General features: G+C 54.5%; 18 protein-coding genes. 12 read left to right on the forward strand and 6 right to left on the reverse strand.

Features of this window, described 5'->3' with window-relative positions; translation table 11 throughout:
* Window positions 1-64 precede the first annotated feature (64 nt).
* The 6 genes from AC1DXS_RS12020 (at window position 65) to AC1DXS_RS12045 (ending at window position 9,921) form a co-directional block, all read left to right on the forward strand.
* On the forward strand, window positions 65-2,797 hold the full coding sequence (locus AC1DXS_RS12020; RefSeq protein ID WP_477737719.1) for a Mu transposase C-terminal domain-containing protein: 2,733 nt from the start codon (window positions 65-67) through the stop codon (window positions 2,795-2,797).
* Window positions 2,794-4,005: a hypothetical protein gene (locus AC1DXS_RS12025; RefSeq protein ID WP_477737720.1), complete on the forward strand. Its 1,212-nt coding sequence runs from the start codon at window positions 2,794-2,796 to the stop codon at window positions 4,003-4,005. Before AC1DXS_RS12020 ends, AC1DXS_RS12025 begins: the two co-directional genes overlap by 4 nt.
* Complete coding sequence (locus AC1DXS_RS12030) at window positions 3,986-5,332, forward strand: TniQ family protein (RefSeq protein ID WP_477737721.1); 1,347 nt, start codon at window positions 3,986-3,988, stop codon at window positions 5,330-5,332. Before AC1DXS_RS12025 ends, AC1DXS_RS12030 begins: the two co-directional genes overlap by 20 nt.
* A gap of 58 nt (window positions 5,333-5,390) precedes the next feature.
* Window positions 5,391-5,795, forward strand: coding sequence for a hypothetical protein (locus AC1DXS_RS12035; protein ID WP_477737722.1), 405 nt, complete (start codon window positions 5,391-5,393; stop codon window positions 5,793-5,795).
* 285 nt (window positions 5,796-6,080) lie between these two features.
* Window positions 6,081-8,708, forward strand: coding sequence for an ORC-CDC6 family AAA ATPase (locus AC1DXS_RS12040; RefSeq protein WP_477737723.1), 2,628 nt, complete (start codon window positions 6,081-6,083; stop codon window positions 8,706-8,708).
* A complete protein-coding gene (locus tag AC1DXS_RS12045; protein ID WP_477737724.1) occupies window positions 8,701-9,921 on the forward strand; it encodes a hypothetical protein in 1,221 nt (406 codons plus the stop codon). Before AC1DXS_RS12040 ends, AC1DXS_RS12045 begins: the two co-directional genes overlap by 8 nt.
* Window positions 9,922-10,123: 202 nt before the next feature.
* On the opposite strand, the gene AC1DXS_RS12050 is transcribed toward AC1DXS_RS12045, so the two are convergent.
* On the reverse strand, window positions 10,124-10,801 hold the full coding sequence (locus AC1DXS_RS12050; RefSeq protein ID WP_477737725.1) for a hypothetical protein: 678 nt from the start codon (window positions 10,799-10,801) through the stop codon (window positions 10,124-10,126).
* The gene (locus AC1DXS_RS12055) at window positions 10,798-11,634 is read right to left on the reverse strand and encodes a DNA-processing protein DprA (RefSeq protein ID WP_477737726.1); all 837 of its coding nucleotides are present in this window, start codon (window positions 11,632-11,634) and stop codon (window positions 10,798-10,800) included. Before AC1DXS_RS12055 ends, AC1DXS_RS12050 begins: the two co-directional genes overlap by 4 nt.
* Before the next feature lie 338 nt (window positions 11,635-11,972).
* On the opposite strand from AC1DXS_RS12055, the gene AC1DXS_RS12060 reads away from it, so the two are divergent.
* Genes AC1DXS_RS12060 through AC1DXS_RS12070 form a run of 3 tightly spaced genes read left to right on the forward strand, consistent with a single transcriptional unit; the run spans window position 11,973 to window position 21,465 of the window.
* The gene (locus AC1DXS_RS12060) at window positions 11,973-14,825 is read left to right on the forward strand and encodes a hypothetical protein (RefSeq protein ID WP_477737727.1); all 2,853 of its coding nucleotides are present in this window, start codon (window positions 11,973-11,975) and stop codon (window positions 14,823-14,825) included.
* Window positions 14,822-15,916: a hypothetical protein gene (locus AC1DXS_RS12065; protein ID WP_477737728.1), complete on the forward strand. Its 1,095-nt coding sequence runs from the start codon at window positions 14,822-14,824 to the stop codon at window positions 15,914-15,916. The genes AC1DXS_RS12060 and AC1DXS_RS12065 overlap by 4 nt, the downstream gene beginning before the upstream one ends.
* Window positions 15,913-21,465: a DEAD/DEAH box helicase gene (locus AC1DXS_RS12070; protein ID WP_477737729.1), complete on the forward strand. Its 5,553-nt coding sequence runs from the start codon at window positions 15,913-15,915 to the stop codon at window positions 21,463-21,465. The genes AC1DXS_RS12065 and AC1DXS_RS12070 overlap by 4 nt, the downstream gene beginning before the upstream one ends.
* Here the strand turns inward: AC1DXS_RS12070 and AC1DXS_RS12075 are convergent.
* A complete protein-coding gene (locus tag AC1DXS_RS12075) occupies window positions 21,462-22,727 on the reverse strand; it encodes a Druantia anti-phage system protein DruA (RefSeq protein WP_477737730.1) in 1,266 nt (421 codons plus the stop codon). The two genes, AC1DXS_RS12070 and AC1DXS_RS12075, sit on opposite strands and share 4 nt — an antisense overlap.
* A 92-nt stretch (window positions 22,728-22,819) precedes the next feature.
* Between AC1DXS_RS12075 and AC1DXS_RS12080 the strand changes: the two genes are divergently transcribed.
* Window positions 22,820-23,479, forward strand: a complete 660-nt coding sequence (locus AC1DXS_RS12080) for a hypothetical protein (RefSeq protein ID WP_477737731.1) — start codon at window positions 22,820-22,822, stop codon at window positions 23,477-23,479.
* A 112-nt stretch (window positions 23,480-23,591) separates the two neighbouring features.
* Here AC1DXS_RS12080 and AC1DXS_RS12085 read toward each other — a convergent pair whose 3' ends face one another.
* Window positions 23,592-24,026, reverse strand: coding sequence for a hypothetical protein (locus AC1DXS_RS12085; protein ID WP_477737732.1), 435 nt, complete (start codon window positions 24,024-24,026; stop codon window positions 23,592-23,594).
* Window positions 24,027-24,175: 149 nt separating this feature from the next.
* On the opposite strand from AC1DXS_RS12085, the gene AC1DXS_RS12090 reads away from it, so the two are divergent.
* Together AC1DXS_RS12090 and AC1DXS_RS12095 are read left to right on the forward strand one after the other, a co-directional pair.
* Window positions 24,176-24,613 carry a hypothetical protein gene (locus tag AC1DXS_RS12090; RefSeq protein WP_477737733.1) on the forward strand — a complete coding sequence of 146 codons (438 nt, stop codon included), beginning with the start codon at window positions 24,176-24,178 and terminating at the stop codon, window positions 24,611-24,613.
* Window positions 24,606-25,319 carry a hypothetical protein gene (locus tag AC1DXS_RS12095; protein ID WP_477737734.1) on the forward strand — a complete coding sequence of 238 codons (714 nt, stop codon included), beginning with the start codon at window positions 24,606-24,608 and terminating at the stop codon, window positions 25,317-25,319. The genes AC1DXS_RS12090 and AC1DXS_RS12095 overlap by 8 nt, the downstream gene beginning before the upstream one ends.
* 61 nt (window positions 25,320-25,380) lie before the next feature.
* Here AC1DXS_RS12095 and AC1DXS_RS12100 read toward each other — a convergent pair whose 3' ends face one another.
* Together AC1DXS_RS12100 and AC1DXS_RS12105 are read right to left on the reverse strand one after the other, a co-directional pair.
* On the reverse strand, window positions 25,381-25,908 hold the full coding sequence (locus AC1DXS_RS12100; protein WP_477737735.1) for a hypothetical protein: 528 nt from the start codon (window positions 25,906-25,908) through the stop codon (window positions 25,381-25,383).
* Window positions 25,909-26,165: 257 nt separating this feature from the next.
* Window positions 26,166-26,358: hypothetical protein (locus AC1DXS_RS12105; RefSeq protein ID WP_477737736.1), on the reverse strand; the 193-nt coding region annotated here is incomplete at its 5' end.

Raw genomic sequence — 26,358 nt, forward strand, 5'->3', positions numbered from 1 at the left:
GGGGTTTTGCCAATCTTTTGGAGTGACTTGCCACATACCTGCCTGGTACTGCTAGGAGTCAGCGATGCTGACCGAAGACGAGCTGATGGAACTGTGCCAAAGGCACCAGCTCACGGATGTTGCAATAACAATCGTGAGGAATATTCGAGAGAGCAATCCTTCTCGAAATGTACGTAGTGGCACACACAACGTCGTCACACATTACGCCAGCCGAAAAATGGGCTGTGTGGTCAAAGCCGAGGCGCGCAGCACCGAGCTGGCTGCCATCTATCGCTGGGATCATGACCAGGACACCTACGAGTTCTACGACCAGCCACCGCGTATCAAGAAAACCTACTTCACAGCGGAAGGTCGAGCCAAGGCAACGAGCTACACGCCGGACTTCTTCGTTCTGTCCCGGGACTTTATTGGCTGGGTGGAATGCAAGGAAGAAAGTTGGCTGGCAACAGCGTCTCAAGCGGACGATCCCCAGTACTTCCTGGATGAGCAAGGCCGGTGGAGTTGTCCGGCCGCTGAGGCTTACGCACAAGCCAACGGCCTTGGTTTTGCGGTGAGCTCCTCGTCCGACTTTAATCCCATCCTCACGCAGAATATTTCAGACCTGTCTGACTACTACCGGTCGGACTGTCCTCCCGTCGGTGCGGCGGTGCTCAATGGAGTTCGGGAGTTCATCGGCAACAGTGGCTGGTGCTGGCTTCGCGACCTTCTTCAAAATGACGCAGGTATCGTTGCCGACCAGCTTTTCAAGCTGATCGTCGATGAGCAGCTCTTCGTAGATCTATCACAGTTCCTTCTGATGAAGGAAGCGCACAGAGTGCGAGTCTTTAGAACTCAGGTTTTGCTGGAGTCGAGTGAATATTGGCTTCCTAGCTTGCTGGCCCCCCCGATACAGGGCCTGCCGCAAGTGGCAATGGTGCCCGGCACACAATTGCTTTGGGACGGCAAAGCTTGTGAAATTCTCAATGTCGGGTACGACAAGGTCTACCTGAAAACTGCCGACGCCCCTTTGATTGGGATCGAATACGAGCCGTTTGCGGCCATGGTGCGCGAGGGTGTCATTTGCGGGACGCAGGAGTACGCAGATCCTCGGTCGGTAAAGGCCGCTGAAGTGTTGCGCCAGGCAACCGATGAAGACCTCAAATGCGCGAGCCACCGCTACTACTGCCTGCACCCGGAATTTTGTCCGCCAGGAGAGCAGCACGTGGCGTCCGAAAGGGGGGTCCGAAAGTGGCGAGCAATTGTGCAAGAGAGGATGGGAGAAATCGGCAACGAGTTCGTTGCGCTCATCCCTGAGGTCAGCCGCCGGGGGAACCGGATGAGGAGGCTGGACACGCGAACTTTGGAATTGATGCACGAGGTCATAGATGCAGAGGTGACCTCCTCGACCCGTGGCGGGAACTTTGTGTCGTGGTCTACCCTTGTCGATAAGTGTGGCAAAGAGGGGCGATTGCCTCCCAGCAGGCGCACGTTCGAAACCGAAATTCGTCGAGTCACGACTCCGGAGGAGCTTAAGAAAGCACGAGAAGGCGAGAAAGCCGGATACAACCTGGAGTTGCCTTACTTGAGCTTGGAGCGCCAAACGCCCAAACACGGTTGCAGGCCGTTTGACATTGCGCACATCGATCACACGATGTTGGATCTGCAATTTGTCGATGAGAGCACCGGGCGGAGCATGAAAAAAGCTTGGCTCACCGTATTGATTGACGCATTTACCCGGACGATTTTGGCGTGGGTAATTTTGTTTGATCCACCAAGTTATCGATCTTGCATGCTGGTCATCCGAGATTGCGTACGTCGCCATGGGAGATTTCCCAGCACCGTCGTTGCGGATCAGGGATCTGATTTCAAGAGCAAGTTTTTTGACATGTTGGTGGCATTCCTTGGGTCCCACAAACGGATGCGACCAGCAAGCCATCCTCGATATGGCAGCATCATCGAGCGGTTTTTCGGCATGAACAACACGGATTTTGTTCATGCGCTGCGAGGAAACAATCAGGCCTTGCAAAGTCCACGCAGTATGTCTGCATCGCACAACCCGGTCAGCCTTGCGGTTTGGAATTTACGCGCATTTCGCGAGGCATTCGAAGGATTCCTAACCAGGGTCTACCATGCGACGGAACATCCCGCCCTTGGCATCTCCCCGGACAGGGCCATGGAAATTGGGCGGCTGCAATCTGGTGCTCGCAGTCACACCCTGATTAGCTATAGCCGCGACTTTGTGATTGCAACGATGCCGACCACGCAAAAAGGGACGGCAAAAATCCAGAATGACGGCTCGTTCAAGGCCAACAGCATCGAGTATCACTCCGGGTTCCTGGTCACCCATGCGCGGTGCGACCTAGAAGTGAAATACGACCCCTTTGATGCATCCAGGGCTTACGTACTGACTCCCGATGGTTGGGTGGAAGGGTTCAGTCCCTATGCGGATTTGCTCGCGGGCCGGTCCGAGAAGGAAATCGAGGCGATCTCGCTGGAACTTAACGAACTCAACAGCCGGACCGGAATCCAGAAAAAAGAGAAGGCGCAATTGCTGGGCAGCTTTATGAACGGCATTCGAGAGCGTGAGGGTTCGCTGGCCATTGAGGTGCAGGCGGCGCGTGATCGGGAGCAAAAATCTACATATGCCTACAGCGGCTTGTTGGATACGCCCGCGCTCCTCGGGTTGCCGGTCGATGCTGAGACTGGCTCCAACGTGATCGCACTGAAGCCTGATGCGAGGGAGAAAGACACCGTTAAACAGAAGGCGCGCGAGGTTTTCAGGAATACCGAGCGCAAGGTGTTTGGGGACTTTGAATGAAAAGAGCCATTGCCCCACTATTCCCCGGCTCCATCTTGGATGGTACCGACGAAGATCGCCTTGCTTACTTTCGCAAAAAAGTAATCGCACACCCGCACCTCGCGGCTGCCTTTAATTTAGCTCAAGACAACATTGAGTATGGTGCAGATCATGAAATTGTTGCGGTCGTTGGCCCCGCGGAGGTCGGAACAACCACACTTGCAGGGAGGCTCTATAACCACTACCGGAAGGAGTGGCCTGGGCTGCAAGGAATGGGTGACGATGAGTCGATGGTCGGCAGTGTTGCGGTTCATGCGCCGAGCTCTGCCGGGCGGGTTGACGCTAACTACTGGAAACGCTTGCTCAAGGAATTGCTTCACAAGGGCGGCGATATTCTGATCGATCAAAAGCTCTTTGTGATCCCGTCGGAATTTCAGCTCTCCCAATACACGCCGTATTCGGCTTACGGTCTGCAAGATCTGGATGCGCTGATGTCCGCGGTTCTCAGCATGCTGTGCCGGCGGAATACGAAGATGGTCCTAATCAATCAGGCGGAAAGGTTATTTCCCGTGAACGATAAGGCGGGCTGTATCCGGAGCCAGCAGATGCTCTACGACCTGGCTGCCCGGACTGAGGCGCGTATTGTGCTCATCGCGAATTACCAGCTCCTGCAAACCACCTGTACAGCTGGTGATTGGCTCCAGCGACGCAATATTGTGCATTTCCGTCGGTATGACCGTCGGGACGAGGAAGAGCAGTCGGACTTTAACTCCGTACTTGACGAACTGCTGGGGCATATTCCGGGTCCACGGCGGCTGGACAAGCTCAGCGAAGCGACGGCGGAAGCGCTCTATGTCAACTCAGTAGGCTGCGTTGGCACTCTGAAAAAGACGCTGACGATGGCGGCCAGTCATTGCCACCGGACAGGGGAGAAAATGACCGAGGAATTGCTCCTTACCTTCTGCCAACCCAATGTGACCGCCGCCAATCTTGCCAGGCAAGCGGTGGTAGGCGAGAGACTTCTTACGGATGTTGATCAGAAGGCGGTCGAGCGGATTCTGGATGGCGGATTGATGGATGAAGGAACTCAGAACGAGAGCATTAGGCCGGGCCAGGGGGGGAGAGCCAAGAACCCTGATAAGCGCGGGCACACCTTTGCACGACATATTGGTGAACGGACGCCAAGCAGAGATCCTGTGGGAGGGATAAATGCAAAAAGACGAGCTTGACATCCTTGATGATCTTTTTGCTGAGCCGCCCAAGACGTTGTTTCATGTCGATCCTGGAGGCAGCTTCGTTGACTCTGAGAGCCTCATCTCGTGGTTCGTTGCGATCGCTCACGCCCATTGTGTGAGCCCTAGGGTACTGATGAAGTATCTTCTGCAGACCTCCACAGATCATCGGGATATCTGGAGCGGGACGACCTTCTTCGACCGTGATTGCACAACTCTCAATGGATATGGCACCTACGCAAAGTTAGCGATAGACCTGCTGCAACAGAAAACAAGTGGCCCCTTGGCGCGGCTTACCTTACTGCATGCGGAAGGCCTGTTTCCCCACAACAGCGAAGGTGCTCTGGGCCGCCATCCGAGATGGTGCACCGCTTGCTTATGCGACCAGGCGCGGGCGGGGCAAAGACCTTATTTCAAATTGCTGTGGTCTTTGGAACACTACCGGGTGTGCCACGAGCACCAGCGGCCCCTAAGTGACCGGTGTCCCGCATGTGGGTGCCTGCAGTCTTTTGTGCCGGTGTACCCAAGCCTCATGCATTGCAATAGCTGTAGGCACCCGTTGCTGGCAGAAACCGAGGGGGGCGTATCCGTTGACGATTCGGCCTGTACTGAGTACGAAATTTGGTGCGCCAATTCCTTGGTCTCGCTGATCGAACGCCGCGCAGAACTCAAGTCCTTTGGAAGTCTGGTGACCTTCCGGAAAAACATCGCTGAGATCGTCGCCCGCCTGTCCCCCGGAAATAGAAAGGGGCTTTGTGAATTGGTTGGCCTGCAACCTTACGCGCTGAATGGCTGGTTGAACAAGGACGAGCGGCCATCTGTTTCCGTATTACTTAGGCTTGGCTATGGAGTATCCGTACAGATCGCTGCTCTGTTCTTGCCGGGTGCAGCGACGCTGGTTTCGGAGCCTGCAGGACGGATGCCTCTGGAGACGGATCGTGGCGCTCGGCCCATGCTTGGGTTCCAGCAGCGACATGAAATGAAAAAACTGCTGGAGGTGATTATTGCTGACCCTACCGACAACCGTGCCCTGGTAGACGTAGCACATCAGCTTGGGCTGAGCCGCAGTGCCTTGAAGTACTGGTTTGGTCAAGAGTGCCGGGATATCGTTCGCAAGAGGAGGAGTTTCGAAAGTTCTCGGTTGGGCCTGCGGTATCAGAAGGACCATGATCTCTTGCGGTCGATAGTTCAGCGGATCCGCTCCAGGGAATTGCCGCCCACGCGAAGACGGGTGGATTCCGAACTCAGAAGAAACGGTTTGTCATTGATGCGCCCGGACATTTTTCAGGCGTATGAGAAGTTGAGGAATGGTTCCGCTGGATAGAAAAGATCTTTGATCGCTTTGATCGACAACTTTTGAACAGCCACCAGGAAGGCCGTATATGAACAACCCCGCGCTCAACGTTTGGAATGTCGTAGACCGTGAAGAATTTATGCGTTTGATGGGGTGTAGCGCCTCTACACTCGATGAGCTTGAGGCTGTCGGTGAGGTATTTTCGGTATCGTCACCCGAAGGCGGCAGTAGGCGCTATCCAGCGTTTCAACTTAACAGAGATCTGGATAAGGAGCTTCTAAGAAAGATGATCGCGATGTATCGTGAGGCCGATGTTTCTTACGCCAAGCTTTGGAGCTTTCTGCGGTCTCCTCAGCGTGAGAGCAGCGACAAGACGATGGTCGAGATACTCTTGGGTGCGTTACCGGCGGCAGAAATTGGTATGTCTGCGGCGGAGAGAGCTGAATCTATTCTTGACATCGTTGCGGAAGAGTTGTCGCGCGCGCGTTGGTAGTTACTCCCAAAATCTGCGCCAAAACAAAAAATGATAGCCGGATCACTTTCTCCTGCGATCCATCGTCGTATTGATTCGCTTAGGAGTCCCCCATCACCCAAGGCGAGTGGATTCCCAACTTGGATGGAATGAATTGCCATTGGTGCGGCCGGACCACGCCGCGCCAGCTAATATCGGAACAGAACGCGGCGAATTACACCTCGGAGCAGAAGGTCGTAGCGTGCGGTATCAGGACACTACCGCTTATGAGGCGAATTCTTATGGTCAAGCGGACAGGGAGAATAAATGTCTAATCTCACAGAAGAGCAGAAAGCGTGGCTCAGAACAGCTGCTATCTTTCCAGAGGTCATGACCCTCAAGTCTCAGGGAGGCACGGAGCTTTCCTGCCGGGTTCTCGATAGGGACGCCAATGGCCGCGTGGTCGCTGTTGCTAATCGCTTTGGCTTTAAGGGTTTCGTATTGAAAGTGCAGGAAACTGGAAGTGAGGCAGTCTATGCCGCTAAGTTCTGTGTTCCGGACGATTATGTGATTCGCACTGAGCTGGAGGAAGCAAGGCTTGCCGGGCGTTTACGAAGTGCTGGAGATCTGTTTGTACGGCCCCTGTTTGTAGGTAAGACAGCGAGTTTCGAAGGGATGCCGGGCCCGAATACCGAATTCGTCTGGTTCCTCTCCGATTGGATAGAGGGTACAACTCTCGAACAATATTTGAGCGACGAAGCAGAGGACGTCGATCCCGTATTCGTTTGCTCTGTCGGACTCGAAATCCTCAGGGCAATCAGATTCTTGGCTGCGCACAAGCTCAAGCACGACGATCTGCACATAGGCAATGTGATGATCTCGCGTCTGGATCCCGCGCTCGCACTTTTCCCAAAAGAGGAGAACCAACTCAAGATTCAGATCATTGATATGGGAAGCCTTAAGCCCTTTGACCAAGGAACGACCAAGAGCAAAGATGATCAGCTAAATCTGGTCGACATACTAGTCAAACTTCATAACGGACTGTGGAGTAACCGTAAGGCCGCATCGAGCTATCCGCATTTCATGCGGAAACTTCGAGAGCTGATTGATAAGTTGAGTGACGATGATCATCTAAGGTTCTTCCACGATGAGGCCGCTATAGCCCTGGAGTTGAGTAATTTAAGAAATAACCTTCTACCTTCCGTGCAAGGTGCGATGGATAGGAAATTTCATCCATTTGAGGCCATATCCGCGGAGCATCTCGCGGATGACTCTACATTATTGGAACTATTTGTTTCGAATTTGCCATGGATGTCGAGCCTGCAAGAACGAAAACCCGTGGTCTTCACAGGGCCTCGAGGCTGCGGAAAGTCCATGATCTTTCGGTACATGGCTGCTCGGACTCACATTGGCGCAAGTGGAAGCTCAAAGGCTAGTAACCTTGGCGCGGCGCCGCTTGACTCCTTCGGCGTGTATGTGAGCTGCGCGTCTCACATCCAGAATAATCTGAGCTGGATTGCGCGCAAGCCGGGGCGGGCAAGCGCTCTGGCGCAGCAAATTTCAACATTCTTTCAGCTGGTAGTTCTGAGAGAGCTGCTAAAAGCCATTGGCGCCGCCTATGGCGATGCCAATTTAAAGCGCCGCTGTGAGTTGACTGAAAGTGGTATTGACGAACTTCTCAATACCATTAACACGTACTTCAAATTTTCGATTGAGACGCCAAGATTGACGAGTCGGCAAAGAATATTTCACTATGCGGACGATCTTGAGCGTGTACGTGTCAAGTTGAACATGTGCCTCATAGACGAAACACCGTCTGACGTCACGTTGCCTGATACTTTTCTGGGCGATGTTACTGCGAAACTAACCGAGGTCCTCCCCTACTTTCATAAATGTCCGGTTATTTTCTTACTCGATGACTATTCTTCTAATCGAGTGCAACCGGAAATCCAGAAGATCCTGAATCGAATTATCTTTGAGCGGCGACCCTCTCACTACTTCAAAATATCTTGCGAGAAGTTTGGGTTCGTTAGTGAAGATATCGATGGCGTTGCCGTGGACGATACGCGGGAATATGCCATTGTGGATGCTGGTAAGGATGCTTTCGGTTTACCTGACAAAGTAGTGAGAGCGTTCATTGCCAGTCTCATCGATCAGAGATTAAAAACTGCCGGGTGGGTGGGTCGCTGCGCAGGACTGATCGGGCTGTCTAGTCCATTTGACAATGACGTGAAGCTTGCGACCTACATTCGCACAGAGGGAAGTACCCAAGGACAGCGCTACTACTATTACGGAATCGAACACCTTGCGCGACTTTGGAGCGGCGATACAGCCACCGTGCTTCAGATAATTAAAGAAATGTTTGTCCTGGCGGACGTTAAAGCGCAGTCCACGGACCTCATACCTCACGCCAAGCAGCACACGGCTATCACAGCTGTTTCAAAGGCCTTCAAGGAGCGAGTGAGCGGGTACCACCCATACGGGCAGATCATGGCGACTGTGCTTAACGAATTTTCGAATAGTGCCCGCGAGATTCTCGTAGGGGGTTCGCTGACTAGTAAGGATGAGCCGCGACGACTTTATCGGATCGAGATGACGAAGACAGAGCCTCGCGCTACCATTGAACTGATCGAGGAGCGCAATTTGGAAGCCGCCAGTCTCGCCAAAGAATTGCTACGACGAGCGATATTCGTGGAGCTTCTAGATAGCCGTGGAAAAGAAGGACCGGGTGCTACGACTATGCGTTGGGAGTTGCGGAAAATTTTTCTCCCGGCGTTTGGACTTTCTCTCGTTCGTCATAGCTACTTCGATCTCAAAGGCATGGAAACCTTGCTCAGCCTGCTAACTGACCCGAAGAACTTTGGGCACGAAATGAGAACTAGGTATATGCAAGGAAAAAAGCAAGATCGCGTGACAAGTAATCTATTTGCTGACGAGGGCCTTGAGCATGACTGAGAAAACGGCGTTTATACGGCGCGTCCAGTTTCAAGATACTTGCAGTCAGTTGCCAATGGTTAAGCCGTGGTCGGGAGAGACTGCGCAGCCAGATATTTTTATTTGCGCTCTGGGCTTCGAAGATAGGGCGGGAGCGATCGCTAGCGCTATTTCCGTTGCATTGGGTAATGCCCCGAAGGGGGCCACACAATGTCTGCTGTGTATTTACTCCACCAACCACGAAGACAACATTCGAAATTCCCCTCAGTTGAGGGAGAGTATTGGGGGATTTTGTTCTGCAACGCATGAAGTTTCCGCCGACTCGCCGCAAGTGGTGCGAAAGGCATTGGTGGATCTTGTGGCGAAAGCGAGTGAACCGAAAAAGGTGCGGGTCACTTTTGATATTAGCGTTGCGTCTGGAAGCTTGATTCTTTCGGTGTTGAAAACCATTATTGAACTACGAGAGCGAGTTGAACTGACCGTCCTGTATTGCGAGCCGCAGACATATTTTCCCGAAAAGGCAATTTATGACTCCCGCCCGGAAGCGCTGGTGGAGGGCGCGTGTGCTGCTGGTGACGGCCAATCTCTTGCGGAGTATGGCGTAGCAGATGTCGAGTTCAATGAACTTTATCCAGGCCATAACGTTGAGAGCCGACCAGAGCGCGTCATTGCGGTGCCGGCTTTTCGGACCTCCCGGCTAGTTCGATGCTTAGCGCACATCAGCGACCAACTTCTGGCGTCACCTGCCGACTCGATTTTCTGGGTCGTCAGCGAGCCTCCGGCGAGTGAACTTCGGTGGCGTAGGGACCTCCAGGAACGTATTGTCAATTTCCAACTGGCTAAATTTGTCGGAATGAGCCCTGCCGACAATCTCGCTCCACGACTTACTCCGACAAACCATTCGGTATGCAGTACCAGGGACTACACGGAGATACTTCAATTAATTCTGACCCAAGCCGATGCCCACGCCGGCTCCAATCTATATTTGGTGCACATGGGATCCAAGCTGCAATCGGTGGGGGTTGCCTTGGCACTAGCGGTGCGCTCGGAGATCGCAGTTTGTAGCTCTAGGCCCATCCAATTTAACCCGACTCGATACTCTATTGGAGTCGGGCAAAAATGGAAGCTTGACATGTCCAATCTAGAAAAAATTATCGATGGACTATCTAGAGTTGGATCACTCGAGTTGCAAACAAAACTTGAAACAAGTAGAGATCCTCATCCTAGTTTTTGAGATACCAGTAAGACACTGTGTCTCAGCCGGTCGCGCCAACGGCAGAATGGCAAATGCGGCAACGAGCCGAATCATTCTTGACATTGTGGCGGACGTGCTGTCGCGCGTGGGTAGTCGCGACAGAGTTCAGAGTGGCGCCCGGCATGGCGGGCATTCAGGATCGGACAGCGAGCCCTGTTTGCCTGAGGATCACCCTGGGTTGTTATGCCAGAGTTTGAAAAGGATTTGGTATGCGCCGCCTCGCGACAAATTGCCCGTAAACCTGCGCGTGCGGAAATACCTCTTGCAGTTTTCTGCGCAGCGCAACGAAATGAGCGCCCGTAGTGAGCATGTCGTCAAATAAAAGGATCGCGCCAGGTGGATCTCCGAGGCGGGCCAAGTCTTCATCCAGAGAGACTTCCGCGAATAATTGTTCAGGGGAGGGGCGATCTTCGCTCTCATGGCTAGCGGCAAATGCCCCGCTGAACGAGAAGCAATCACGAATGTCCAGCGGCAATCCCGTTTGAGCCCGCGTGATGGTGAGCGCTTGTAGAAGGCGGTCGTCGTACATGGGGTCCGCGCGAGCCTTGGACGGAGGTACCGGTATAAGAGCAACTCTCTGCTCTTGCATTCTCTGCCAGTTCCAGAACCCCGCGAAGGCCCGCCCAACTGTCTGGATTGCATCCCCTTTGTAGCGCCAATCGGGCTGATCGCGGCGATCCAGCTTTTTCTTGAAATTGCTGATTAGATGGTTGGTTGGCGAGTAATTCCAGGCAGGGCCTTCAATGTGCTGACGGGGGGTGTACTCGCCCCAGAAGTAGCAAATTGCATCAGCTGGCAGATGGAAATGATCAGGGCGCTCCAAGTCCCCTATGACCGTTAGCCGCGGTGGCATTGTCATGAGAGTTCATGCAGGATATCGTCCAGGTCAGCGACACGGCGACCACCCAATTTTTCGTAACGATGCGGCCAACTGATCGCGGGATTCGAAAAATTACTCTCCAGAATAAAAAGCTTGCGACCCTGATCCAGCGCCGCTTTGGCTTGTATTAATGTTCCCGATGTTTCCCCGGCTTCTACGATGATGGTGGCCTGAGTGAGCGCCGACATGGTTTTGTTGCGCTCAGGGAAGAAAAGGCGATTTCCCATTGGGCCTTGGGCCTTGTAGCGAAGAATGGGAACCTGGCTGATCAGCAGGTAGTCAAGGGCAATACGCCGCTGTAGCTCAGCATTCTGCTTGGGGTATACCTCGGAGATCGGAGTGCCGATCACAGCAATGGTTTTGCCGCCCTCATCGATGGCAGTCTGGTGCGCTATCGTGTCCACACCTTGGGCCAAGCCAGAGACTATCGTGTAGTCATGTTCCACCAAACCGCGCACTAACTTGCGGGTTCGTGCTGCTCCTTCGGGAGTGACCTGTCTGGTGCCCACTACGGCAACACGCTTGGGCGACTCCGCGAGCTCCCACGACCCAAGAAAGTAGAGCAGTTCCACCGGATCGGCAGCGTCGCGCAGTCGACCTGGATAGTCGCCGGTCCCATGAATGCGCACACCGAACTGGCGGATGCCGCGCTTCGCGAGCTGATCAAGGACCTCCCTTGCCACCGACTCTGCCGTGTCCTCTTCTACTAAGTCAGAGGGAAGCATGCCAGGATGCGAGCCGAACAATTGCGCCAGCCGCTTTGTAGATGACGCAGGCTGACGCCACAGATGTTCGTAGGCACCGATCTCCACGCGTGTGTCCACCGGCTTGGAGGTTAGCAATGCTTGAAGGGAGCTCATAGAGGCTTGGAAATATCTGCAAATTGGATACTGTATCAATATACAGTATCGACGAATATGAATGGCCTTGCAAGGCTACAGCATCGCGGAGGTTGGTCAAAGAATTTAAGTGTTTTGCACGGCGCCTCCTCCAATTGGAGGAGGCGTTTGCATTTGCATGGATAGCACGTCCGTAACAAAATGCTGCAGTGACAAAGAAGAAGCAAATGCACGACCATGGTGTCGAGTCTTTTCGCCATTGCAGGGTTCGCCGTACCAAGCCGCCCTTGAAATATGAGGCGGAAGGCTGAATGTCGAATGCGCTTGAAGAGATCGAGGCTGGACTCAGGGCTCACTTTGAGCACCTTGCCGCCGCAAAGACCGCGACTGGCTACCCGGTCTTCGCACTTGAGCACAATCTCTCTACTGACGCGCTCAAAGAAATGCGTGGTTACCTCTATGCCGACTTCCGTCGGCGGGCGATGTACCACGAATTTAAGCACTGCTGGATCGTGCATGCTGCTGAACATGGGTACACCTTTCAAGGCCAAGAGTTCTGGCAGACCTTCGCCGGGTTGACCCCGGGCTGGGAGTATTTGGGCGACCGGTGGCGCCTTCGAGATTGGTTCTCTCAGTTCGCTGCACGTTACAACGGTGTGCGTCCAGTTGGAAGATGGGGCGCCCGTTACCCATATATTTCTTGGCCGATTACAAATGCCCTGTTGCCTAACGATCTGCAGGTGCATCTTGCGCGCGCGCTCTACGATATGCGGTACCGTTTGGATGATCTGATCCAGCTTCAGTACGTAGCCGCTGGTCAGATGGTTGCGCAGCAAGCTGAGTTCCCTTCTTCACGGTTCAAACATTTCTTGGAGCAACACGAATTAGTGGGGCGGCTTGTGCGCGCATTGCTTGAAGGCGACCCGGAAGATGCCGTCATTTACAGGCCAACGCTGCAGCGCATCACCTGCGATTTGGACGCCAAGCATGATGCTCGCGCTTGGTTGAAAGACGTTCGCCAGGTGTACGCTCAGTTTCGCGCGAAGCTCGCGCCCCCCAATCCGACATACTCGGTCATCAATCCCGCGCTTGATTTCGAGGCCGACGATACTTCAGATCCCACGACGGAGCTCAACACTAGAGAGGTCATGCTTCTGCCACGCTTGCAGTTGCGGAGAATTTCGAGCGGTCGATGGGAGGCGGTAGTGCTCATTCCCTCTTTCCAGTCGCTGATCAGTGCGAAGCAAAAATTTCGGGAACACTTGACGCGCGCGAGATACAGGATGCCCGCGCACGGCAGTGCCCTATATCCGGGGTTGTCACTCATTTCGGGGCGACCGGTTCCGAGGCGACTTACTAAATGGCCGGCGGAGCGGACGCCGCTGCTCCAATTCACGCTTCAGGACAAATTGTTCGATGCCATCGTCAATACTGAGTGTCAGTTGGTGCCGTCCAAGCTTTGGGTGTTTCATTGCCACGAGGAGGATGGGTACGCAGTGCATATCCAGGGCCAGCACATGCGGCCAGGGCAAAACTACATCGTTGTGGCCCGAGAGGCGCGACTCCTCTCACGTCTCGGGGATTCTGTCGCACTTGAGTGTGAAGATATATTTGCTGCTCGGTTGTGTATGCCGTCGGTCACGAGTGCGGAACTCGCGGAAACATTGAAGGCAGCAAACATTGCGCTGCACAGCAAAGTCGAGATTGAGCCCGTTGGTCTGCGTCCTCGTCAGTGGACCGACGAAGGATCGGGCGAATGGCTCTCTACGGAAAACCCTCTGTTCGCATTAAGCTGCGACCACGAATGCACAGGGTTTCAGATCAAAATCGACGATCAGGCGACTCAGTTCATTGTAAGAAGTCCCTTGGGCGCAACGCTGATCAGCCTCAAGAACCTTAGTGTAGGACGGCACGATGTTTTGATCGCGGCAGTCGTGATCCAGAAAGATGCATTTGGCAGCCGTAGCCGGCACGTTGCACAGTCTGTCTTGAACGTCTCAATTCGGCATCCGACCAACTGGTCGCCGCGCATGCAGCTACCGTCCGCGATGCTCGTCGAAACCGATCCTGCAGTGCCGACCTTGGAGGATTTTCTGAGTCGGCGTCTCCAGCTCCAAGTGGATGGTGACGATTCGCGTAAGGCGACCTGCAGCGTGGTGCTGGTGAGTTCGGCAGACGGGAAAGAAACTGTGCTCCCAATCTTTGAGCATTCTTTGCCAATTTCCATTTCGCAGTGGTCCGAAGCGCTTAAGACATTTATCAAAAAAAGCGACGACCTGCAATTCATCACTGCTTCCAGCATCTTTTTGGTGGTTGAAGCGGAAGACCTCGGTGAGCGTCGAATCGAACTTCATCATGATCCAGAACCAGTGCGCTGGGCGCAAAAAAAAGGGAAGCCTGCTACGCTGCTCTTGATCAACGAGGGCGTTCAGGAAGAAGTCAACATTACCTACTTCAATTTTGACCATCCGCTGAAGCCTGTTCAGATTAGCGAGATGCAAGCGACTCGAGGCATCCAACTACAAGACGCGGATGGTTTATACCTGGCGAGTTGGCCTAATCAGACGACATCTATCATCGTCGCACCCGCAGACAAAATTCGTGGCTTGTCTTCGTTAGGTGCGCACGTCGATAGTGCTGAACTCGCGCGCGGGGTCTCGGTTGGCCAGCTCTTGGACGCGTGCCGGCTTTGGCGGTCCGCACGAGCGAGTGGGTACATGGCGGAGATCAAACAGAACTCTGTCGTAGAGATACTTCGCCAACATTTATATGGGAAACTGTGCGGTGTCCCTTGGGCGCATCAAGAAAAAGCGCTTTTCGCGAACCCTAATGACGAGCACTGCTGGGAAGCGTTGGAAGGTGCGGTGTATCAACAGCCATCGTTCGCAATCAGCCTGAGGAATGTGTGGCTGACTAAAGGCGGCAATTCAGACTTCGATGCTCGGTCCCAATTTTGCAGCATCGCGAGAAGCTTTAGTCGGGCCTTTGATGTTCACCACGATCCAGAAGAGTGCGCATTGATCTGGCAAATTGCCGCCGATCCGGTTGCGCTCACCGCCTCCATTGACTTGCATGGACTAACGGCCAGGCGTCACTTTATCATCTGGTTGAAGGCTGCGCGCCTGCTGTGGCTTTGCCAGAGTCTAAAGCGGAGCCGCGTATGACACTGGCACAGGTGCATGTCATCACGCCGCTTGAAGTTCGTCAGGAACTGTCCCAGTTTCTGCAGCTAGGTGAAGCGTCGGACCAGGCGACACTGATTGCGTCAGCCGTACGGCGACTATGCAGCTTTATGTGTCCGTGCCCGTCATTTGCGATTCAGCGAATGGCCTGCCGCTCACTCAAGGTACTAGGTCTTCCCGAAGATGAGCTGCATCGTTTGGTCGCAGATTCATTGGAAGATCTGAGTGTCAGCGGTGACGTCCTTGAACTATCACGAGTCACCATGGCCGGTGCTGAGAACTTCCCCTCCTGGCTGTACTGCGCTCCTCCAAGTTTTATTTCGCGAGCGACTGGGCGAATTTATGTCACCGGTATCGCCGCTGATGACGCCTCTTTCTTGCCGCGAGAGCTCCGAGCTAATATCACTCGCGATGGCGCCGCCCGGTTTATCGACAGTGCTAACCAGGAGATTGCCGAGCAGCTGAAGCAACTGGGACTACGTCAAGTCAAGGAATCCGCCTGGATGAATGGCGTGAGAACCGAAACTGCCCCCGATCACTTGCGCAGGGCCACGGGCCGGTTGCGCAGTTTCGGCGTCGCTGGGGACCTTCCGGATCTAACTATTCTTGAGTACGCCGGCCGTGCCAGAAAGAGTTACACCAGTCGATGGAAGAAAACCGATAACGAAAACGGGGTGTATGTTGGCCGCGTACCTCAGCCATATGGCGCCCCGCTGTGGTATCTGTGCGATCTGGTTGAGGGAAAGTCGGCAAGATCTATTCTCCTTCCCACCAAGGAATCCACTGAGCGTGCAAGCGACGTAGCGTGGCGCATCCAGTTCGCGTTGGACTCGCAGGCCGGATTTCCGGCCTCCTATTCTGTGGCGCGAGATTCGAACGTCGCTACGCTGAGTTTTCATTTCCCCTTACCGGTGGCTGTGCGAAGGCGATTCATGTTTCTGGGCGCGCGGCGATCGCAGGATGACCCCAATCCCTTTCGGTTCCAGCTGCCGCTCCAGGAACTGGACGGGGAGCGGCGATTTTTGCGTGACAACTACTGGATCGAAGAACGGGCTGAGGAGCAAACCGAATGAATGCAACCATGAGCGAAGTGGCGCAAAGCCTGCGCGACTCGCTGATCGAATACATCGAGGCCACATACCACATCTCCGATCCTGACATCCTCAGACAGCGCCGCGAGCTGCTGGAACAGCTAGGCATTGTTCACCAAGCGCCATACCTAGAGTCAACGCCCAGGTACCAGACGGGCGAGACGTTCTCGCAGATTGAAGGCCTGAACGCTGCCGCCCGGCAAGTCCTTGAGACATTGGCGATGCCGACGCCAGCTGGCAAGCGCTTGATCTATGACCCGCCGTATACACACCAGAGCAAGGCCGTTCGCGAGCGACTGGTGAACGACAGGAATCTGCTGATCATGACCGGCACGGGTTCGGGAAAGACGGAGTCTTTTCTGATGCCGGCACTTGGGAAACTAGCGATCGAGGCGACCCGTCCCGGTTCAAGCTTCGCTGAGATGCCGGGCGTGCGCGCGTTAATCCTTTACCCGATGAACGCGTTGGTCAACGATCAGCTTGGTAGGCTGCGCGCCATCTTCGGTGACAAGCGGCTGGTAGACCTGTTCAACGGCTGGGTTGGCCGCCCGCCTCGGTTCGCACGATACACCAGTAGGACACCATACGCGGGAGTTCGGGTGAAAGCCAAGGACCAGCGGCGCCTGAAGTCATTCGGCGATTTCTACGTGGGATTGCTCAAAGATGCACGTAATGGGGGCGAGCGAGGTCAGGAGGCGCAAAAGCTAATCGACGATCTTATGGCGCGCGGAAAATGGCCGGCGAAGCCCGATCTGGAGCGTTGGTACGAGGGATCCGCGCGTCGGCATTGGCAAGACGACGAGGGCAATTTTTTGCGTGCAGTGACGCTGCCGGACGATTCCGAATTAGTGACGCGCCATGAGGTTCAGGCTGCTGCACCTGACCTCCTAGTGACAAACTACTCAATGCTCGAGTACATGCTGATGCGGCCGATCGAACGACCGATTTTCGATCAGACAAACGAATGGCTCGCCAAATGTCCTGATGAGAAATTCCTACTGATCTTGGACGAGGCGCATCTCTATCGGGGAGCGGGTGGGACAGAGGTAGGCCTGTTGTTGCGTAGGCTTCGTGATCGTCTTGGCATCCCGGTCGAGCGCTTTCGCGTGATCTGCGCAAGTGCTAGCTTCGAGAGCAAGGAAGACGCTCCCAAATTCGCGGCTGAACTAACAGGCACTGACCCGGCAAGCTTTGTAGTGATTTCAGGTGACCTCAGATATCAGCTGGGGGCGAGCGCTGGTGAACCCAAAGAAGCGGAGCTACTGGCGACACTCCCTCTTGAAACCGATTTTCGAAGCAGCGATCCTACGGTGCGCTCGGCCGCTATAAAGCCGTTGCTTGTCAGTCGCGGTGTTGTACAAGGCCCCGACGAGACAATCGACGCGGTACTACATCGGGCCCTTGGCGGCTATGGACCTTTGGCGAACCTTGTCAATCGCACCATGGGAAACGCCTTGCCAGTCGAGGAACTCGGCGGCATGCTGTTCCCCGGCGTTGAGAAGGAAGTGGCTGATCGCGCTGCTACAAACCTAGCTGCTTTAGCCTCTACGGCGAGAGAGCGTGACGAGGAGCCGAGCCTTTTACCGTGTCGCGTACACATGTTCTTTCGTGGGCTGCGGGGTCTGTGGGCCTGCATGGACCCAGAGTGCAGCGCGCTCCCCATTTCGATGAAAGGTGGCGGTATCGGTAAGCTCTACACGCAACCGAGAGACTTTTGCGAGTGCAACGCGAGAGTCCTGGAGTTTTTCACTTGCCGGGTGTGTGGGACAGCTTATGGGCGGGGGTACACCGATGATCCGCAACACCCTTCCTCTGTATGGCCGGAAGCCGGTTCTGAGCTTCGCACCGGAGACAACACCGCCCCTGCGCTGATCGCATTGGATCTCCTATTGGTTGAGCCTGGGAGGCCGCAACTGGCAGAGAGGGCCATGCTGGACTTGGTCAGTGGACGAATCAATTCGGATCAACCGGGCTTGCGAGAGCGGACCGTGTTTCTTGCACCGGATCGCACTCAGCGTATGGTTACCGACGACGATGACGACGAGGGTACCTACATGGCGGACGCCGGTGCGTTCCATGAGTGCGCGATTTGCGAGCGAAAAGCATTTCAATCGCGTTCTCCGGTGCAGGATCACGAGACGAAAGGCGACCAACCTTTCCAGATCTTGGTTAATCGACAGCTGCAGGTGCAACCACCCTCGAGCGCGGAGGCTACCAAGTTTGCTCCTTTGCGTGGGCGAAAGGTTCTCGCTTTTTCGGATTCGCGGCAGGTTGCTGCGCGGCTTGCTCCTTCTCTACAGATGTACTCGGTGCGCGACTCTTTGCGTCCTCTCATGGTCAGAGGCTGGGAGAGGCTGGCTCGCGTGCCGAAACTGCAACTGCGCATTGAGGATATCTACACCGCGGTACTGCTGGCCGCGAACGAGCTCGATGTGAGACTGCGGCCTGAAATGTCTATGGTCGAGACTTTCGCAGATTACACAATGGTCCGCGATAGGGTGGAACAAGGGGTTCTCAATTCCGATGAGGCATTGCGCGATCTGTGCCAGGAGATCGGTAGGGGTGATGGCCCGCCAGAAGCGCTACTGGCCGATATCATGTCCACGCTTCGCGATCGCTCGCTTGGCCTGGAGCCTCTCGCAGTGGCGTCGATTGTCGAGCGCGAAGACAAGACAAACGACCTGGCCGCGCTTCCTGACATCCCGGGCGTCACCGAGACCCCCCAAGATCGAATTGACTTGGGACGAGCCTGGTTGCGCGAGTGGAGTCGCGCAGGATTCTGGCTCCCCAAAATAATGAAGGCGCGATGGTTTCTCGTTCATCCCGATAAGAAGGTGCGCGTCAACCAAATGTCCGGCAAGTTCCAAAAGTTTGAACGTCGACTTCCAACTCCTGCAGCGCGGACCATTTTCAAACAAAAGTGGCTTCCACAGCTGCTGCGGTTGTTTGCGGAGCGAATGGGAGACCGCTATCGCCTTCAAGGGCAATTTCTTTCCCTGCAATTCGGCGGTGAATGGGTGCGATGTGCTGATTGCAAGTCTGTTCACCGCCCAGTCCGGCTGCTCCCTGTCTGCCTAGATTGCGGTCATAGGGCGGTCCAACCGCTTGATCCGGACCATGATGAGGTTTTTAATAAGCGCAAAGGCTTCTATCGGCGCAATATCGGCGAAGCTCTCCAAGAGCATCCGGTTGCACCTTTGTCGCTCATCGCAGCAGAGCACACCGCGCAGCTGAATTCCGCCGAGCAGGACGAGGTGTTTTCGAGGGCTGAAGAGAACGAACTTCTCTTTCAAGACGTTGAGTTGCCCGCGAGTGATCAGAAGACACCCCCCTCCGCGATCGATGTTCTGTCCAGCACGACCACGATGGAGGTCGGAATTGATATCGGCCAGCTTCCCGCGGTGGCGTTGCGCAACATGCCTCCCAGCCGCGCTAACTATCAACAGCGGGCCGGCCGGGCTGGGCGCCGCGGCAATTCCATCGCGAGCGTTGTGGCGTTCGGTGGCTCGGACACTCATGACGAGCATTTCTTCTCAAAACCAGCCGAAATGATCTCCGGCCAGGTGGTTGACCCGACCCTATGCTTGGACAACCCGGAGATCGCGCGCCGGCATATCAGAGCGTTTCTTCTGCAGTGCTACCACCAAGCCAAAATTCCCGGTGTTCAGGTGGGCCTTGGTGGCGATCTGTTTTCGGTGCTCGGCAAAGTCGGTGAGTTTTATATCGACACCAATGTTTTGAACAGAAACGACTTCGAGAGATGGCTACTCGCTAACCAAGCCGCGTTGCGGGAGCGAGCCGCGCGATGGATTCCGACGATGCTCAGTACCGCGGATCGTGCCGAATTGTTGGAAATGATGGTGCTTGACACGCTGAGGGCTATTGACCGGGCGTTAGGCGAAACACAGACATCGGAAGCAGCAGAGCCGGTGGTTGACGAGCACGACGAAGCGCAATACTTAGAGATACCTCCGGAGGCGGACGATGATAGGCCGGCCGTTCGCTTCAACGAAGATAAGTTGCTCGACACCCTCCTATATCAAGGTGTGCTGCCGCGGTATGCATTTCCAACAGACGTGGCGACCTTCCACGTCTTCGATGTAGAGAGTTCGACAAGATTTCGTCCGAAGCTCCGATTCGCGCCTTCGCAGGGTTTGAATGTCGCTCTGTCCCAATATTCTCCTGGGCGTCAGGTATGGATAGCCGGGAAGTGCTACACGTCCGGCGCCATTTATTCACCGATGTCGGGAGAGCGATTCGAGCAGTGGCGTGATCGGCGACTACATCTGGAATGCAGCAGATGCGGCTTCGCTTTCACGCGTGAGTTGAACATGGGCTTGGAAGTCCGGCAGCGTATTGACTGTGAAGCTTGTGAAGGGCAAGACACGGTTGGTCCGGCGCAATACTGGATGCGCCCCACAGGCTTTGCACATCCTGTCGATATCGCTCCTGTGACGTCTCCCGACGAGTTGCCAGAGGTGAGCTACGCTACTCGGGCCAAGCTAACCCTACGTCCGACCGAGAACACCACTTGGGAACATTCCACCGACCAGGTGCGCCATCTGACCACTCGCACCCACCTGTTGGTTTCCAACACGGGGCCGGGCCGCGAGGGCTACTCATACTGCACCAAGTGTGGCCGCATTGAGTCATCAACTTCTCATTCGCACACTTTGATGGGAATGCATCCAAAGCCCTACCCAGACCCCGACAGACCAGAATGCCCTGGTGGATTCACCGCGCGGCATGTTGTCTTAGGTACCGACTTTCCAACGGACGTCGCTCTGTTTTCGCTCAAGCTGGCACATCCTCTGCTAATGCGACCGGGGGATTCCGTTACTCAAATTGCTCTACGCACACTCAGCGAGGCACTTGCCCGGGCGGCTACCGACTTGCTGGAGATCGAACCAGGAGAGGTGCTGGCGGAATTCCGGCCCGCATTGACGCCGCTGGGCGTGCGAGGCTTGGAGACCGAGATTTTCCTGTACGACACGTTGTCAGGTGGCGCCGGCTTCGCGCGTGAGGCAGCTCGCAAAGGGAGAAAGCTTTTCGAACAGGCGCTCAACCGGATGACAGACTGCGAGGAGCGCTGCCCGATGTCCTGCTATCGGTGCCTCAGAAGCTTTCGCAATCGGATCGATCATGGGCAGTTGGATCGCTTTATGGGGATTGCGCTCGTTCAGTACCTTCTTGACGGGCAGTTGCAGCCTTTTGAGCCCACGCGCATTGCGGTTGCGACCGACCTGCTTCGCACCGACTTAGGACGCTATCCGCAGATCGAGGCCCAGCTGCTTGACCGACCCATCATCGATGCTTCGGGCGTTGAGCATCACAATGTGCTCAGCATGCGAGATGTTAGTGGCGCGCGCCTGTTCGTTGGCATCGCAAATCCTCTCGAAGTCATCGGCATTCCACAGAGGGCGAACGCCTTCGATGGGCAGCAGGGTCAACTCCTGAAAGTGAGCGAACTCATTGTTCGAAAAAACCTGTCGGCAGCGACGCTCAGCGTACTACAGGCCTTGGGTCATTAGGYATGTTCATCGGCGCTCTCAGCATTTTTTCGACTGGGAATGCTGGCAATGGTCTGGCGGATCAACTCTGTGGAGTTGTCCTCTTTCCAGTGGGGTCGGCGAAGTGCTCGAGGCAGCGCCCATCGCTCCAGCCAGTAGTCGGAAAACTCCTGGGTGGTCATACATTGAGGCTCGCCAAAGCTCGCGCCGGTCATTCCGGGAATCAGGTCGCTGACCAGGTCATAGATGAAAACCTCGCGTTTGACACCGTGCCGCAGTAAATCATTGGTCAGCCCCAGTTTCATTAATGCATTAATTAGGTTTTGCCAACGTGTCTTGGGGCCCATGCCGAAGCCACCACTGTTGTATTCACTGGTCATTTCGAGGTATGAGCGAACTCGAGGGTATAGGTGCTCCAGATGAAGAGTGCCATAACCGAGGGTGTAGCCGATGGGCTCGGCTAGCAATCGATTTTTGTATTTGAGGCGGTTGTACATCGAGCTCTTGCCAAACGCACTCGTGGTTGTGACGGCGGCTAGCGGTTGCCTGATTCTGGCGTTCTCCATCTGAGTCTTCTTGCCAGCGTATTGGCGCCAGTATGCTTGGCGGACCGCGTCAGCAGCCACTAGACCAGCACATAGCTTGCCGCCCAGCAGAAATGAGTATGGTGGAACAGCACCCACGGAATAGGCATCCATGGTGCAGTTCACCATTTCGAGCTTACGGCCTTCGGGGTAGACGAAGATGTTATCGCGGCACCCGAGGTCGGCGGGAGGCGATTGCAGGCCAATGATCCCCATCACAGACTCATGGTATTCGTCGAAGATCACGAATCGCAGTCGCCGTCCATATCCCTTGTTGTAGGGCATTGACCAGAGCGATCGCACGATTACGAACAGATCCCCCCAGTCTGATCCCAAGGGTGCCAGATGCATCACCGGCTTGATCTTCGCGGGGTCGATGTCGCTTCCGACGCGAAACAGGTGCTCATACTTCTTATAGAGCGATTGAATTCTTCGTCCATCTACTCCCGGCTCGAGCGCCTTGGCGCGGCCGTGCAGCGCGCGCAGATAATCTTTGTCACCGTCTTGCTTGGAGCGCTCGAAATCCGCGCATGCAGCGAGGATGGACTCGCGCAGGTTGTCTTCCACCCTAGCGATTTCGCGAGGGAGATAGAGTACCTTCCCACGTGTTTTGGGTTCGGCAGAGGTTTCGGCAGGTAAAGGTTTGGGCACGGTAAGCTTGGAGGATGCCAAATTCGTATTTGGCCACAGGTTGGCCAACGAGTCAACCTTTCATTGGGGGAGGGGTATCTAAAATGCCGCAGATCGCAATAGAAAGCGTGAATGTCTATTAAATCCATAGTCGCCTGGCGATGAGACAGAAACTGAAACAGGTGGGTCCATCGGAACGTGAGGAACACTTTCACCTCAAGCCTGAGCACCGCTGCTACTACTGGGGGGATTACACCTCTTGGCATTTCACGCGCGGACAGAATGCAGACTTCTCGGAGACAAATCGTTTGATCGCCGACCTGAAGATTGAGCCAGGGCTTCGCGACTGCCATGAGAAGTGGTCGCGCAAAAGCACAGCCGTCGACCAAGTCAGCGATGCGTTCTCCCGATTCTGGCGGTGGCATGAGTTGGCGACCAAGGCATTGCTGGTGCCAATGCCCACTTCGAGAGGTGCTAGCGATCCTTTGCGAGATGACCGAATGGATCGCATTGTGGAAGGAATTCGTATGCGAAGTGCTGCGCCGCTGTCATGCGCGTCTCTTTTGGTCTCCGATGGCTCCTTGCAGGCCAGTCACAGCACCTCGACGCGCCCGAAGCTGCATCGCCTGCTTGCTTCCATTAAGCTGGACCGGGCCGCACTACCGCAGCAAACCCCAGAGATGATCTTTCTGTTCGACGACGTACTGACAACAGGAGCCCACTTTGTCGCATGCTTAACACGCGTTCAAGAAGCATTTCCGAAGGCGAGGGTCGTGGGAACGTTCGTGGCGCGAACCACGCGCCCAGATCCGCGGGAGTGATGTGCTCCTTACGTTCATTGCAGTCCGGTTCAGCGCTAAAAATGGGTCGGCGACTTTTAAAAGCTAGAAGTTACATAGGCACCGAATGCCGAAGCGCCAGATCAACTTTCAGTCAAGTTGGTTGAATGAGCAAAGCAATCTTGAATCGGTTTTCGCAAGCCTCGCCTTCATTCTGTCCGGCCACTGCAGCTTCGCGGCCTTTGCATGGCAAGTCATGATTTCCGTTTCCTTGCTCCAGAATTAATTGCTCGACGGCTATCCCGCCATCCTGACACCTAGCATTTGCACAGCGAAATAAACTGGGCAGCGTCGATCTGGTGTAGACGTACTCCCGTTGCCACTCGTGAAAACAGTAATGACCGTTGGGATCTTGGCGAACGGTCATAGAAATTTCTTCTATATTGGGAAATGCCTCACTGAAAGCGATACTGGTACCAAACGAGGACGTGTAAACCGGACGCATGCGTAACCTCCATTTTTTCTGCGTATTTAGTAGCATAGCGGGTAGCCGTCGCATCGGCGTTTCTTTCGCCGTCAGAAATTTCATCGTGTAATGGCTCAGAATTGTGAGTGCTTGAGCAGGTTGAGGTCGCGGCAATCTAAAACGATCTCGAATCGTGAGTTCGATAGCGTTGCGGAACCAATGCTGCCGACTTATTCGCAAATAGAGCTTTGACGTGACGCAGGAGGACCGCAATGGCAACGGAAGTGGATCAGTTAAAGGAAGCATTAGCGCAAACTCACCGAATGGCGTTGGCCTATCGAGGTCCTCGCGAGCGGGAATTTGTGGAACTCGCCAAGAGGGCATATCGTCATCCAGAGCCCTCTGCCAGGCAACGCGATGGAACTGTTGATGACCAGCAGGTTGAGGAGCTCGATCCGAAGCATCAGCTTGAAGAGGTGATATCTTATTTGTTCGCGCTGGCGTTCCCGGCCACAAAAGATACGGCAGACGAGATCTACCAGGAGCTATCTTCATTGCTCGAGCAACCGATTACCGGGGTTCGAATCGTCGGTCTGGAGCGGAGCTTTCAATTAAGGTCTCAACTGCCGGCTCGCATTCCCAGGCGCCACAGGCATCTGTATTCATACTTCAGAGAGATGCTGCCCATGGAGGACTCTCTCGATGACTAAAAAGCCAGCACCACCGGCCACTTTAGTCCAGAACGTGGAGAAACTATTTCAGATCGCGGCAGTGGCGAGCGCGAAACCTCCAAAACTGCAGACGTCGATCAGCACAGACAAACTGTTTGAGTTGCGAGTCCTTGCCCGGCTTCTGCGACTGTACAAGAGTAAAACTAGCGGCGCAAAAATCAAGCATATTCCACCCACCCACAAAGGGGCCGGCGATGATGTCATTGTTGTGCCGCTTAACCCCGCCTCTGCGAATCAGAAGAAATACTCGCACTTCGACTTGACTAGTGGCGTAGGTGACGAGTATGTTGCGTGGATTTCGGTTGAGACAAAAACGCTGAGCTGGAGCATGACAAAGCCGATCCCTGTTCCTCTTGCCGCCTTTCACGAGCTTGATGTCGCGATTTTCCAGAAACCGATTGGCTTGTATCCGGAGCATGACGATATATGCGTAGCGGTCAGCTGCAAGAACGTGATGAAAGTGCAGAAGGAAAGTGTGCGCGAAGCTCTTGGTATGAAAAGAGAAACCGCGCTGCTTACAAACGGTCTACGGGGGCAGAGCCGGGCTCCATGGCTTATTCCGTCAGTACCTACCAACCCGTCTAGCCCTGTCCTGTTGGTGAGTTCCGATCCCGGGATCCGTAAGTACCGACATCCGGTCGACTCTCATGGGGTATATGTGCGATACCTTCACTTCTTTACTTAATCGTCTGAGGGCCCTCCGRAGATTTCGAATGGCCTAGGAAGTCACCATCCAGACGGATAAGTTATGCCGGGCTCTGTAGATTGGCAAGCTGAGCCCTAATCATTTCGGTGTCGAAAAAGAAGGCATCAAGTAGAAGAATTGCTCTCTCGGCCGCCTTAACATCGGCGCCCGTCACTGGTGGCTTTCGCTTTAGTGAAAGACCGCGCTTTTCGAGCCATTCCTGAAGTTCCGCTACAGCAACGAGCGTCACCCCACATGAAAGCAATTGAGACGCAGAGATATTTGAAAGATAGTGCGGGGTTAAGGCTGGCGCCGATTTGAGTCGCAAAGCAGATACGAGCTTTTCCACTAGTGGCTTCCGCAAATCAAACTGAGGTTCAGTTTCAAAGTTCTGTAGTGCCTTCAAATACTTTTGCGGAGAGGCTTGTATCTCTGAGACGTCTGTATTGAGTGCCAATTCGCGTCGCAAGCGCCGCAGTGATTCCTTCGCCTGAGTTGTGGTCAGTTCAGCAGCTGCGCCTGCCTCGGCGATAGTTGCACCCATAGCGACGGCACGTAGGACTGCGGCTTTTTTAGAATTTGAAATCACACATTTATCCTTCTTAAGGTTTTTTTATCAACGTCTCAGAGCTTGAGCGGGATTAGGCTGCGTTCATTGTTATCAAAACAAGCTGCTATGACCATAGCGTGGGTCAGAGGCCCTGAATATCGTATTGCGGCGAGCCGAGGATAGGAAGTCTAGGGCGCTTTCTCGATCTTGGCTAGCTGACAAAACGCTTTATGGTTGTTGGTCAGGAAGAAGGAGAGTCTCATAAATTTCGGTTTCAGTTGAACCATCTTTTTCATTTAACTATTACCGGCTACGTGGTCGGATTTCACTGTGAAATTTGCTTGATTGCCCGGGTCAATCAGCTTGAAAATTTCTGCTCTAAGTGGATCACTTCTTGATGAAAAATCGTGCCCGTGTTGAATTCCGTCGAAATCTGACCCACTTAGCGCAGTAATTTCCATCCAAAACTGACCCACGTAGGCACTACCC

The organism is Polaromonas sp. P3_B1 (genome assembly GCF_056402935.1).

Bases quoted from the DNA above. Each gene is read 5' to 3' on its own strand.
- AC1DXS_RS12035 (WP_477737722.1), top strand. From the start codon at position 5,391: ATGAACAACCCCGCGCTCAACGTTTGGAATGTCGTAGACCGTGAAGAA.
- AC1DXS_RS12070 (WP_477737729.1), top strand. From the start codon at position 15,913: ATGAATGCAACCATGAGCGAAGTGGCGCAAAGCCTGCGCGACTCGCTG.
- AC1DXS_RS12040 (WP_477737723.1), top strand. From the start codon at position 6,081: ATGTCTAATCTCACAGAAGAGCAGAAAGCGTGGCTCAGAACAGCTGCT.
- AC1DXS_RS12030 (WP_477737721.1), top strand. From the start codon at position 3,986: ATGCAAAAAGACGAGCTTGACATCCTTGATGATCTTTTTGCTGAGCCG.
- AC1DXS_RS12050 (WP_477737725.1), bottom strand. From the start codon at position 10,801: ATGACAATGCCACCGCGGCTAACGGTCATAGGGGACTTGGAGCGCCCT.
- AC1DXS_RS12065 (WP_477737728.1), top strand. From the start codon at position 14,822: ATGACACTGGCACAGGTGCATGTCATCACGCCGCTTGAAGTTCGTCAG.
- AC1DXS_RS12080 (WP_477737731.1), top strand. From the start codon at position 22,820: ATGAGACAGAAACTGAAACAGGTGGGTCCATCGGAACGTGAGGAACAC.
- AC1DXS_RS12045 (WP_477737724.1), top strand. From the start codon at position 8,701: ATGACTGAGAAAACGGCGTTTATACGGCGCGTCCAGTTTCAAGATACT.
- AC1DXS_RS12020 (WP_477737719.1), top strand. From the start codon at position 65: ATGCTGACCGAAGACGAGCTGATGGAACTGTGCCAAAGGCACCAGCTC.
- AC1DXS_RS12085 (WP_477737732.1), bottom strand. From the start codon at position 24,026: ATGAAATTTCTGACGGCGAAAGAAACGCCGATGCGACGGCTACCCGCT.
- AC1DXS_RS12025 (WP_477737720.1), top strand. From the start codon at position 2,794: ATGAAAAGAGCCATTGCCCCACTATTCCCCGGCTCCATCTTGGATGGT.
- AC1DXS_RS12095 (WP_477737734.1), top strand. From the start codon at position 24,606: ATGACTAAAAAGCCAGCACCACCGGCCACTTTAGTCCAGAACGTGGAG.
- AC1DXS_RS12090 (WP_477737733.1), top strand. From the start codon at position 24,176: ATGGCAACGGAAGTGGATCAGTTAAAGGAAGCATTAGCGCAAACTCAC.
- AC1DXS_RS12060 (WP_477737727.1), top strand. From the start codon at position 11,973: ATGTCGAATGCGCTTGAAGAGATCGAGGCTGGACTCAGGGCTCACTTT.